We start from the raw sequence: 12,702 nt of genomic DNA, 5'->3' as shown, positions 1-12,702 counted from the left end.
GACAAACTGAGAGAGTCGAGAGAATTTTCAATTTTCGAGATGCAACCAGAAGGAGCATAAGAAGATCGAATCTCTTCGAGGGCCGGCCCCACAAAAAATCATTTTTCACAGTCAGGACAGCACGTGGCACTCGATTCAAAAAAGTGGGAGAGGGATGCATGGGGGTACGGGAGTTCAGTCTAACATCACACCAACCACATAGCGGTCTGAGATGTACTGTGCGTCGGCGAGGTCGACGACACCATAGGGCTCGACATAATCGGCACGAAGGTCGGGTTCAGATTCGGTGTCCCGGGCCAGGCGATACACATACGCAACATCCCCGATATCAACATCAATCCCATTCTCATTGAGGTCGAAAGTCGAGGAATTTAGAGTCGACCGCGCCATCAGCACCGCCCTGGTTGCGTTCACTCTCCCACCAGAGGAGACTTTCCCTTCAAGAGAGGGGAGGACGTCCACCGAGTCGATCAGGATCTGCTTCGTCTCCTCCGCGGTCAGACTCTGGTTCACCGACTTTATCAGGCCTGCAACGCCCGAGACCATGGGCGTCGCCATGGACGTGCCGCTGTAGTATGCATATCCTTCATCTGGCTCTGTATATCTGGTAATGGCAAAGCGATCAAGCCAGGCAAAGCTGTCAGGGCTCCTGGAATAATAGAGATACCCGATGTAGAGGGGTGCGCCATCAAGCATCGTGGCATATCGGTCCAGGCCAACCGTTCTTGAGACGACCGCCCGGTGCGAACTCCCGGTAACGACGTCGGCGATATAGCAATCGTCGCTCTCGATCATATCATTATACAACGCATAGGTGCTGAAATCCCTGGAGGAAACAAGGATCTGAAGTTTGTCGGTCCCCTCCTTGAGGGTGTATGCAGTGACAAACTCCAACTCGGCGTCCTCCAGATCGCAAAACGAGGCGTTGAAGTAAGTCAACGAGACATTCACTCCAGACACTCCCATCGCGTACCGGTCTGTCCCGCTCATGTAGCCCCCGCTCCAGTTTGCGCTCTCCAGATATGAGCATGTCTTCCAGTCATTCACTGACGACTCAGTGATCTCGTCTTCATATGCCGCCGGCCATTGTGGGACTGTGGAGAGGATCCCGACGCCCGGTGCCGCGACATGGACACTGATCGCCCCATAATTGGAGAAGATAGCAAATTTATCCTGGTTGTCCAGTGCAGCGACCGACAGAATATTGGGGCTGTTGTAATTTGCCGGGTACATGGGGAGGGCGTCGTTATCGGTGCCGTCATTGCCTGCGGCACAGACCACCAGGGCCGACGAGGCCCTGATCGCATCCCGGTATGCCTGGCTCCCTTCGGCACCGCCAAACGAGCAGCTGATGATATCGGCCCCCATCATAGTTGCATATTTGATGGCGGCAATGGAGTGATAGACCGTCCCGTACCCCTGGGTGTCAAGGGCGCGTACAGGCATGATCTCTGCCTTCCACATCACCCCAGCGACACCGGCACTGTTGTTCCCGACACCGGCGATGGTACCTGCACAGTGTGTCCCGTGCCCATTGAAGTCCATAGGATCCCAGTCGTCATCTACAAAGTCCCAGCCATAGACATCGTCGACATACCCATTCTCGTCGTCGTCGATGCCGTTATCCGAGATCTCACCAGGATTTTTCCAAATGTTGGCCGCGAGGTCGGTGTGGGTATACATGACCCCACTATCGATGACGGCAATGGTCACATTGGATGAACCGGTGGTGATGTTCCATGCCTCAGGGACCTTCATGTCGGCACCTGGCGTCCCGGCCTGACCATTGTAGTAGATCAGCATGCCATCAAAACTCTGGCCGTCCTGCAGAACCTGGCCGGTGTTCTTCATACCCCACAATTTCTCGAAGTAGGGGTCGTCCGGTTCCTTCAGGGCGTGCACATAATAGTTCGGTTCGGCATATTCGACGTTGGAGAGTCTGTTATAGTAGTCGACAGCCTCTTCGACAGAGACATCTTCAGGAAGTTCAACAACCTGCATGCCAGGCACAAGGTCGCTCAGATCGTCGGCCACGTCTGCACCGAGTGCAGAATGGGCATTTTCCGAGACAGAACAGAGCGCAGGGCCATCCTCTGCCTGGACAACGAACCGTACAATGACTGTGTCAGGTTGGTACAGGGAGGCATCAGGCACGACATCGTCGCTGAAGCCTGTAGCCTGTACCAGAGTGACAAGAGACAGGAGGGAGATGAGGACCAGAAGAGCGGGGAATATCCCCGATGTTCTCATTGGAGGATTTAAAATCATATTCACGTCATTATAGCTCATAATACCTGTTCATTAGGTAAGCGGCTTTAGCATATAATCGTTCTTTTTTTTCACACGACCTATTACTTAATCACTTCCAGGTATCACGAAACGTCCTGCATCGATCGGGTCTGAAAAGAAAATCTCAGCAGGGTTTGACACACGAGATCGCGGCCCTGTGGATCACTCATGAAATAGTGCTTCCAGTGAGACTATACGCGGATCCCCAAACGATCTGAGGCTTGAGCACACTCACTCAAACCAAAGGCATATCTCCCGCCGGGAGGCTGTGCTCCTAAAAACTCGAGAATCTTTGATTTGCCATGGATGCATATTTGAGCGAAGAAGAGGTGAGAGTCTCTCCACCATCATCCATCTCTTTCTTCTGTGATCCCAATCTCTTGTCTCCACCAACACCGATCCATAACAGAATGCCAGGGACAGAAATGATCCAGAATAAATCTCATAAAAAAGGGAAGAGGACTTCAGGCGCCCCTCACTTCTTCTCCCACTTATACAATTCCTGCACCTGCGCCAGGGTGCTCCCGCGCTCGATCTCCTCGCGCACGCGGTCCTCCATCTTCTTCACCTCAAGGGCGCGGCGGGCAATCTCGTAGGCCCGCTCCTTCGGGATGACGACGGCGCCGCTCTCGTCGACGATGATCCAGTCGCCAGGGCTGACATGTTGGCCGCAGCAGGTGATCTCGGCATTGATCTCGCCAAACCCTTTTGCCTCGCCGGCGTTCGGGACGCAGGCACGGGCAAAGAGAGGATACTTCATCGCCCTGATGTCGTCGACGTCCCGCACAGCGCCGTCGATGAGGATGCCGCTGATGCCCTGGATCTTCGCCGAGTGGGTGGCGAGTTCGCCCCAGGGGGCGATCTCTGTCCTGCCGTCATTGTTGATCACGAGGATGTCGCCAGGCCTGCAGAGGTCGATCGCCTCCACGGGTTTCGCCCAGTCCCCACCAAAGGTCTGGACCGTCACCGCGGGGCCGACGGCCTTCACGCCTCTCGTGAGCGGGAAGAGACCGCTCATCGCCCCTTTCCGATGCATCGCATCGGTGACATTGGGCGCCGAGACAGCCATCAGGAGTGCCCTGATCTCCTCGTCCAGGCTCTTCTTCTCTGGCTGCACCAGAGAGGGGTCATCGAGCGCAGTCCTGATCTTCTGTGCCGAGTCCTCGACGTCCCCTGACTTGACAATCCATCCACCGACGATGACGATCTCGGCCCCGGCCTCCACGGCCTGGGCGGCGGTCGCGGCGTTCAGCCCCCCGGCGACCGCCAGCGGAATCGAGACTTCGCCGGCGATGGACCTGAGAAGCTCGACCGAACTCTTCCCTATCATCTGCTGGTCGATCCCGACATGGGCATTGATGATGTCCACCCCCAGGCCTTCGAGGTCCCGTGACCGCTTCACGGGGTCGGCCACATTGATCAGGTCGGCCATGATCCGCACCCCATAGAGACGGGCCGCCCGCACCGACTCGGCGATGACCGTATCGTCGGCGTCGGCCAGGACACATACAATGCTTGCCCCGGCCTTGGCCGCCATCTCCACCTCCATCGTCCCGGTGTCGGCGATCTTCATGTCGGCCACGATCTCATGATCAGGGAAGGCTTCACGGAGTTCACGCACCGCCGCCATCCCCTCGCTCTTGATGAGTGGCGTCCCCACCTCGATCCAGTCAGCACCGCCGGCGACCGCCTCGCGGGCGATCTGGGCCGCACGGTGGAGCTCGAGGATATCAAGCGCCACCTGGAGTTTTGGGCGTGTCATGGGGAGGAGATTGGGCCGGAGACCTGTTAAGAGTTGCTCAGGCAGGGGGCGTCAGACATAAGAGATCTCCGGGCAAACGATTCAAGACAAGGAGATATCATGATCAAACTCGTCCTCTTACGCCATGGCGAGAGCCTCTGGAACAAGGAGAATAAGTTCACCGGGTGGACCGACGTCGACCTCTCTGAGAAGGGAGTCGCCGAGGCCCATGAGGCAGGGAAGGCCCTCAAAGATGCCGGGTTCACCTTCGACCTCGCCCACACCTCGGTCCTGAAGCGTGCCATCCGCACGCTCTGGATCACGCTTGATGAGATGGACCTGATGTGGATCCCGGTCCGCCGGTCATGGCGGCTGAACGAGCGGCACTATGGGGGTCTCCAGGGCCTGAACAAGGCCGAGACCGCAAAAAAATTCGGCGACGAGCAGGTCTTTGTCTGGCGCCGGAGTTACACCACCCCGCCGCCGCCCCTGGAGGCCGAGGACCCGCGCTTCCCAGGTCACGACCGCCGATATGCCGAGGTGCCCGCCGACGAACTCCCGGCGACCGAGTGCCTGGCCGATACGGTGAAGCGTTTCCTCCCGCTCTGGGAAGAGGAGATTGTCCCAGAACTGAAGGCCGGGAAACGGGTGCTCATCGCCGCCCACGGCAACAGTCTCCGCGCCCTGGTCAAGCACCTGGATGGGGTCTCTGACGACGAGATCGCCCGGGTCAATATCCCGACCGGCATCCCGCTCATCTACGAACTCAACGACGACCTCACCCCCATCCGCCACTACTATCTTGCCGACGAGGCGAAGGTGAAGGCGGCGATCGAGGGCGTGAAGAAGCAGGGCGCGGCGAAGAAATAATCTTTTTTTTTGCGGTGTAGAATTTTGCATGAGGCAAGAGCACGCCTCAAGCATACGGGATGAAAATTTCTTGTCGCTTACTCTCTCTTTTCAAGACTGGAGACTTGATGGAGACCTTGTTCCATTGCCGCCCCCACCAATCTTCATCGTGGGGGGTCCGGAGGGGTTCCCCCGGCGCGAGATGGCAGGGAAATTTTGACGATGGGGGGTGGCCGTTCTGATCATCATGCCTTCCCACACCACCGTGCCGGGGGCGCTGCCCCCGGACCCCCGTGAGGGCGATAGGGACGGGAAGGCACCCCTGATTATCCTGAAAAGGCGACGACCGTCCTCCTTCATATCTTCTGCAGGGGGACCGGGGGGCGGCAAGCCCCCCCGGCGGAAGAGCCGCACTCAAAATTTCTGGAAAGGAGTGTTTCAGTTCAAGCCTCAGAGAGTTTTGGGATATGTTCTATAATAATTCCGATTGGTTTCCGATGTGTGGATCCATGCTCCCTCTTCTGAGTTGGACACCACATGGGACCACCACTTCATTGCCGCCCCCGCCTATCCTCTCGCGAGATGGCAGTGAGGCAGTGAAGATCTTGCGATAGGAGGCTGCATGGCTGATCAGCGTGGCCTTTCCCCCCGGAAAAAAGTCGATCGTTCTCCTCCACGCCGTTCACAAAAAACGAGGAGGACCATTCCTCCTGAAAAACTCTTCACCGACGCTTCATCAGAAGCAGCAGGCCGAGTGCTGCAAAGGGCAGCACCGCAGGGAGGGGGGTGGCTTGTGTCGTCGGCACCGTGGTCGAAGTGGTGGTCGCCGTCGTCACCGGCAGGGTCGCGGTGGGGACAGGTTCGGTCTCGGTCGGTTCGGCACCGTCATCACCCTCAGCATCCTCAGGACCTGCTTCGGTGTCGACGATCTTTTCATCGCTCTTTTTCTCACCCTGATCTCTCGGGACCGGATCCCAGTCTCCACCATCGCTGCTCCACACCCGGTGCTGGGAGACCACCAGGATGGCGGCGGCGACATCGAAGTAGTCGTCCTCTTCACTCCTGAACTGAGCGACCGGATTCCTGCCGACATATTTGGTCACGTCATGCTCTGCGATCCCGATGTGCGAATCCCCGGTATGGTTCCAGACGTCGGTCCAGGTGCCATCACCGAAGAACAGCGTGCCTTCCGCTTCGGCGCCCGGGACAACGGTGATCAGGCGGGCCGCGTCCACTCGGTAACCTGAGGCTAGGGCAACGTCGAAGGGAGCGTAGGCTGTTGCCTCTTCTGGCGTCGTGGCATATTTCTCCTTCGCGGAGAGGATGTCGTAACCTGCATTGAAGAGGATCTGTTTCTTCCCGGCAGAAGAATCGGCATAGACGACGATGAGCACCATGCCGTTGAAACAGACCTTACTTTCAGCCGGTCTGGTAAGCACAGCGGCATTGCTGGTCCGGTTAAAGTGGTTGCTCACGTCATACACGACCATCCCGGCGGGATTGTCATAGAACCCATGCATCTTCTGGTCGCTGAAATATGCCGTGGACTCGACCTCCTCGCCGTTGAAGGTCAGGGAGACATTCTCTGGGACCACCTCTTCGACGTCCCAGGTATAGGCCATGCCGAGGAAGGCGGAGTCCACGACCGCACCCTCAGGTATGGGGAGGTCAGCGGCAGTCCAGTTGGCCGTATACCCGGTCCAACCGCCCCTCCCACTCTTATACACCGAGTCGCCGGTGGAGTACACAAGGTCGCCGGTGACGGTCACCGTCTCCATGGTCGTGATGTCATCGCCGTCGGTGTACCGCTTCCCTTTGTAACCGTTGTACACGACGGCCTTCTCGATCGTGAGCATGTTGTCCATCTCGTCGGACTCGTCGATTTCGCCGGTGGAGTACACGCTCACGCTCACCGTCACCCCATCGTCAAGGGCGCGGATGGTCTCGTCGGTGACGGTCAGGTCGAGTGTCTCACCAGCGGCAAGGAAGGGGACGGTCACGTCCTGCACCTCACCATCGATCTCAAACCTGACGATGAAGGCACCGAGGTCGGCGGTGCCGTTGTTCTTCACCGTCGCGGTGATGGTGTTCGGTTCGTTGGCAAAGATCTGGCCGGCATTCGGTTTGACGGCCGCGACTTCGAGGTCGGCAGTGCCATAGTCCAGGACAAGGATGGCAGCGGCCGCATCGAAGTAGTCGTCCTCTTCGCTCCTGAATGCCACGACCGGGGTTTCATTGAGATATCCAGTAACGAACCGGTCGTCAAGCCCGATATTCGAACTCCCGGCATAGTCCCAGACGTCGGTCCAGGTGCCGTCACCGAAAAGCAGCGTGCCTTCGGACGCAGCGCCTGGGGCAATGGTGATCAGGCGGGCGGCGCCCACCCCGGCACCTTCAGGCGCGGTGAATATGAAGGGAGCATAGGCCGTCGCCTGTTCGGGCGTTGAGGAGTACTTCTCCTTGCCCGAGATGATGTCGTAACCTGCATTGAGGACAACCTGCTTCATGCTCGCGTCGGGATCGTTATAGACAACGATGAGCACCATGCCGTTGAAGCTGGCCTGGCTCTCGGCAGGCCTCGTGAACACGGCGGCGTTGCCGGTCCGGTCAAAGTGGTCGCTCACATCATAGACCGCCATCCCGGCGGGGTGATCATAGGAACCGTACATCTTCTGGTCGCTGAAGTGGTCCGGGGCGCCGGCATCGGCACCGTTGAAGGTCATGGAGACGTCGTCAGGGACGACCTCTTCGACGTCCCAGGTATAGGCAACACCAAGATAGGCGGATTTCACGGTCGCGTTCTCAGGGAGAGCGAGATCAGCACTGGTCCAGTTGGCGGTGTACGCAGTCCAACCGCCTTTCCCGCTCTTGTATGCAGAGTCGCCGAAGGAGTACACAAGACCACCATTGAAGGTCTCGGATGTCAGGGTCTTGAGATCGTCCCCGTCAGTGTACCGCTTGCCCCTGTAGCCGTTGTACACGACCTTCTTCGTAATAGAGAGGAAATTTTCTCCTGGAGTGGCGGGGTCGATCGCACCATCTGGATCGACGGTGACCGTCACCGTCACCTCGTCGTCATAATTCCTGAGCACTGGATCAGTGACCTCGATCCTGGTCTCGTCACCCGCACCAAGGCCCTGGACGTCCACCATCTCTTCGGTGTCATTGATCTGGAAACGCACCTTGAAATCAGGTGCGGCCGCGGTGCCGTTGTTCTTCACCGTCGCGGTGACGGTGTTTGGTCCAAGGGCGAAGAACTCATTCCCTTTTCCCATGTTCGGGGCCACAAAAGAGATTTCAAGATCTGGTTGCAGGGACTCTTCGGTAGTGACCGCCATCTCCTTCTCCGCACTCGCTGCCGGCACCAGGACGAGGGCCAGACAGAGCAAGACAGAGAGAAAAAGAAGGGGGACCTGGACAAACCTGTCATTTCGTTTCACTTCATCATCTCACATTCATTTTCAAGTACATAGTTTGAACAAATGTACCATTATTCACGACTTTTGTTACTAAATTTATAAATTTACCTACAAAATGTAACCGATGAAAAGATATATCTCAAAAAATGATTGTCCGGCTTTGTAGAAATCCTCTTGATCGTTCTCTTCGCGGGGGGGTTGGCCACCCCCCGGTCCCCCCGCGTGAAGATAGGTGGCAGACAGCAATGTCCTCCTTATAGTTTTTGATGGTGCCTTCCCGGCCCTATCGTCATCCCTGGGGTCCGGGGGCAGAGCCCCCGGCCGAAGAAGGGGGAAGGCGGATACATCACGCTCACACCAGGATACGCAAGGGTTTCTACAAAACCGATTATCCATAATTCTTCAGGATGACCCCCAGAGCCTCTCTGCAGGGGGATAGCAATCAAAGGCTTCCAGCCCTCTCATCTCGCTCCGCCCCCATCCTGAAAATCAAAGATTTTCGGTTCTGTAGAGATCCTCTTGATGAATCTTCTGGCTGGGGGCTGGCCGCCCCCTCAACCCCCCACCACACGATTAGTCGGAGATCGCAGAATCCTCTTCAAGGACATCGAATGTGCCTTCCTGACTCCATCGTCATCCCGGGAATCTGGCAGCACTCGCCACCGGTGCGAGCGTGGGGGGAAAACGGATGAGTCACGCTCATACCAGGAATGAATGAAGGTTTCTACAAATCCCAAAAAAGAAAAATTAAGTTAGGGGCGCCTATTCCGCTCCGTCCACGAACGAGCAGAGTACGGTCCTGCCAGGAAGGACGGTCACGTCCTGCTCCCGGGCGGTGTTCCCGTCCTTCACCTTCACCTCATAGGTGCCGATCTTCATATATTCAAAGATGTAAGGAGTCTTTTCTCCGGTGTTCTTGCCATGCAGATATATCCGCGCTCCCTCCTGCGGCGTGGTGACCTGGAGAGCACCACAAGAATAGCCCTCCAGTTGGAACGAGACCGCTGCGTCCGCAGGTGTGCTCTGGCGGTCGACGAGCGGGATCCTCTTTTCCTGGGGGAGATACCCTGGCCGAGAGACCCCGATCAGGTGCGAGCCTTTCGAGAGATTGGTGACAAGATAGGGAGTCGCGTATCCGGTCACAAACCCGTCCACCAAAATGTCAGCCCCAGAGGGGTCGGACTCCACCATCACCCCGGCACCAGGCTGTTCAGAGGATTCGATCCAGAGGTCGGCGCCGTCATCAAGACACCTGAGGATCTGGAAGGTGAAGTAGCCCTGGTCGTCGCGGAGAGAGAGATAGGAACTGGACCCCTGGACCTCCACTTTGCCTGGAATTTTTGCATTGCACCGTCGACCGTCGACAGAGACCTCAACTCCTTCAAAGTGTTCTGACCTGACATTCAGGGTGTGGGAAGCCGTTTTCTCTGCGGTAAAGAGGAGGGGTGTCACCACACCAGGTTCGACCGAGCACTTCTTTTTGTCCACCTCGAACTGACCCCTTTTCCCCTTCACCTTCACTGTATGAAGGCCCGGCTTCACCCCACAGATCAGATAAGGTGTCTTCACCGGCAGTGTCCGGCCGTCAAAGACGATCTTCACCCCGTCAGGCTTCGAGTCCACCAGGATGCACCCGGTACCGTCACGTTCGGTGTCGGTAAGTTCTTCAGAGAGGACAGGCGTCCCGGCTTCGAGGTCAACGGAAAGTGTCTGTTCACCCGCGAGGTCGAAGACCGATTCAAAGGCCGGGCACCCTTCGTGGTCAAGCCTTATAGTGTGACGACCCGATGTGAGGGGGCCGAGGGTGCAGGGTGTGGTCCTACCGATGTATTCTCCATCAAGTGAGATGAGGGCGGATGAGGGTGTGGAGGTGAGGGCAAGCATGGCGTCTTGAGGGGTTAGAGGAGCCACGCTGATGGTCGGGACCGGCGCCTCTTTCTCCTCCACCGTTCGGGCCTCCGGGTCAGGGGCCTGATCTTCGACCTGGAACCCGAGTAGACTCAAGAATGCCGACCACAATGAGAACAGCCAGGATAAGAACGGGTTCTCCTCCTCTTCATCGACTGCAGTGCGGTCAGCGTCTGTGGAGGTCGGCGGGCTATCCAGTTCAGACATGCCCCCAACCGACGACGGCGTCGAACCAGGTGCAGGGGTCGCCGACGACGAGGGGGCGCCCCGCGTCAGGACCAGGGCCACCACCCGGTTCTCCATATAGTCGCCCTTCTTCCCGGTGTCGACGCTCCGGATCGCGGCCGACGATTCGCCCTCCTCAAGATAGGGCCTGACGTCAAAGGTGGCAGTGCTGACCACCGACGACCCCCCCTGGAGGGGGTTCTCCCATTCGGCCCCATTGAAGATGACCACATGCTCCTCTCCCTCCATCCCGGTCGCTGCCGTACTCGCGACGATCATATGGGCGGCGGAGACCGTCTCGGGTGAGGGGATGCCGGTGAACCTGGCCGTGGTGGAGGCCTCCTCAGACGTGATCCCGGCACCTTCGTCGGCACGGAGGGCGTCCGCCCCTTCCGCCACCCAGTACTCCCTCAGCGGCGCACCAGGTTCCTCAGAGAGTGTCAGGAGGGCACACCCGTACAGGGCAAAGGTCGCCCCCTCCTTCCCGGTGTTGGTGACCGCGACCGCGAGGTCGTGGTCGTCAAGATAAGGGGTAACATTGTACGCCAGGGTCTCGACCGGATAGTCGTAGGCCCCCTCCCCCTTCTGGTCGCTGTACCGCCGGTCTATCGGGACCGGCGTCCCGTCCACGCTCACCGCGGCCTCTGCCTGCTGGCCAGCGCGCTGCTCCTCGTCATGTCCCCAGGTGGTGAAGAGGTACAGGCGGCCCCAGGTGAGACGGGCGTCCGCCGACGGGTCGAGGGGGACGGTGAAGGTCGCGCTGTCGCCGGGAGCGAGCAGACCGGTGTACGCCCCGGCGGTGGTCAGGCTGAGATTACCGGCGACCGCACCGCGGGCGACCACCCCGAACTGACCGCCGGCATACCCGGTGCCTTCATCATCTGCCCCGTCGTCCCCGCCGTCGTCAGAACCTCCCCCGCCACCCGGCGAGGAGGAAGAAGCGGTAAGGGTGGCCGCGACCTCGGCCGTCTCGCCCTCGACGACCACCACCTCTTCGGTATAGTCGTCATAGCCGGCACGCTTGAGGATGATGGTGTGTCCACCGGCCGGAACCTCTTCAAGGAGCGTGTCGGTCGTGACCCCGGTCTCTTCGCCGTCAAGATAGACCGCCGCCCCGACAGGTTCGGACGAAACGCTGATCGAACCGGACGGCCGCTCCAGGACGAACGTCAGCGTCGCGGTCTCACCTTTCTCGACCTCGACCTCCCGCTCCTCAGGGACCGGGTAGCCTTCCATCTCCACCCTGACGGTATGGGTGCCGGTCTCCAGGCCTGAAACCGTGGTGTTGGTCTCCTCCTCCTGCTCCTCGTCGTCGATATAGACGAGCGCACCGGCGGGAACCGAGTTCACCGCGATGGCCCCGACATCGCGCTCGGCGTACCGCACCGTCAGGGTCGAGAGGAAGATCTTGTAGAAGGTCTCCGAGTCCTTCCGGTCATAGGTGAGGGCAACATCTCTGCCCGGTTCGAGGAGGTCGAGGACATCCCAGCGCTCAGACCCGAAATATGCGCCTTCCGACCCATCGCCGTCCAACGTCTCGCCGCCGAACCGATAGATCCCATTCTCAGAGGCGAGGTACAGCACCGAGAGCGTAGCCTCGTCCCCTTCGGTCTCCAGTACGCCGGTCCCGAACTCGGTCTCGCCGACGTACGGTTTCCCGTTCTCGTCGGTCTTGTACGAGTCGGTGTCATGCCCCTGGTTGATCCAGTAGTGCACCATGTCGCCGTCACCGTCGTCATAGGCGGCGACAAGGGCGACGCACTTGATCCGACCGTCGAACTTCGCGTCGATCTTCTCGGTCGCGACTTTCACCTTCAGGCCGTCATCCCGGATGCAGGACGTCACGTCATACCATGCCAGGTAGTCGCTCGTCACCCTGGTGCAGTGATCGTTCACCCAGACAGGGCCATCACCATCATCGCCAGGGAAAACGTACTCGACATTCAAGTCATCGGTGTACCGCGGCCCTCCGTCCACAGAGACGGTCACCGTCCCGGCATAGTTCTCCTGCTGGTTGCCGCAGTAGACTGCGACATAGAGCCTGGCCCATTTCACCTCGGCCCCGGCAGGGAGACTGAAAGTCTTCTCGGCTGAAGTCGCAAATCCCGGGTAGGCGTCGATATACACCCCGCCCGAGACCGTTCCCTGCTCCTCGGTCGAGAGTGGGATCCCGCCGACATAGGAGTCGGCCGCCGCCGCCGGGAGCAGGAGGAGAGCAAGGATACAGAACAGCACTCCGAATCGTTCTTTTCTTTTCATTCTCTCTTTCAT

Annotated in this window: 5 protein-coding genes; 1 reads left to right on the top strand and 4 read right to left on the bottom strand. The window is 58.7% G+C overall.

Annotated elements, in window-relative coordinates:
• Positions 1-174 precede the first annotated feature (174 nt).
• Together J2129_RS00925 and hxlA are read right to left on the bottom strand one after the other, a co-directional pair.
• Complete coding sequence (locus J2129_RS00925; RefSeq protein ID WP_209628751.1) at positions 175-2,250, bottom strand: S8 family peptidase; 2,076 nt, start codon at positions 2,248-2,250, stop codon at positions 175-177.
• 514 nt (positions 2,251-2,764) lie between these two features.
• Entirely contained in the window at positions 2,765-4,051 is a 1,287-nt protein-coding gene (hxlA, locus tag J2129_RS00920) for a 3-hexulose-6-phosphate synthase (protein WP_209628749.1), read from the bottom strand.
• A 99-nt stretch (positions 4,052-4,150) separates the two neighbouring features.
• Between hxlA and gpmA the strand changes: the two genes are divergently transcribed.
• On the top strand, positions 4,151-4,900 hold the full coding sequence (gene gpmA, locus J2129_RS00915) for a 2,3-diphosphoglycerate-dependent phosphoglycerate mutase (protein ID WP_209628747.1): 750 nt from the start codon (positions 4,151-4,153) through the stop codon (positions 4,898-4,900).
• 701 nt (positions 4,901-5,601) lie between these two features.
• Here gpmA and J2129_RS00910 read toward each other — a convergent pair.
• Positions 5,602-8,319 (bottom strand): DUF3344 domain-containing protein, encoded by a 2,718-nt coding sequence (locus tag J2129_RS00910; protein WP_209628745.1) that lies wholly within the window; start codon positions 8,317-8,319, stop codon positions 5,602-5,604.
• Between the two features lie 741 nt (positions 8,320-9,060).
• Complete coding sequence (locus J2129_RS00905; RefSeq protein WP_209628743.1) at positions 9,061-12,690, bottom strand: DUF3344 domain-containing protein; 3,630 nt, start codon at positions 12,688-12,690, stop codon at positions 9,061-9,063.
• Positions 12,691-12,702: the final 12 nt, after the last annotated feature.

The sequence above is a fragment of the Methanofollis sp. W23 genome (genome assembly GCF_017875325.1).
Lineage (GTDB): Archaea > Halobacteriota > Methanomicrobia > Methanomicrobiales > Methanofollaceae > Methanofollis.
This window is presented reverse-complemented; position numbering and strand designations above follow the sequence as displayed.

Excerpts from the sequence above, each read along its gene's own strand:
- J2129_RS00905 (WP_209628743.1), bottom strand. The coding sequence starts at position 12,690 with ATGAAAAGAAAAGAACGATTCGGAGTGCTGTTCTGTATCCTTGCTCTC.
- gpmA (WP_209628747.1), top strand. The coding sequence starts at position 4,151 with ATGATCAAACTCGTCCTCTTACGCCATGGCGAGAGCCTCTGGAACAAG.
- hxlA (WP_209628749.1), bottom strand. The coding sequence starts at position 4,051 with ATGACACGCCCAAAACTCCAGGTGGCGCTTGATATCCTCGAGCTCCAC.
- J2129_RS00925 (WP_209628751.1), bottom strand. The coding sequence starts at position 2,250 with ATGAGAACATCGGGGATATTCCCCGCTCTTCTGGTCCTCATCTCCCTC.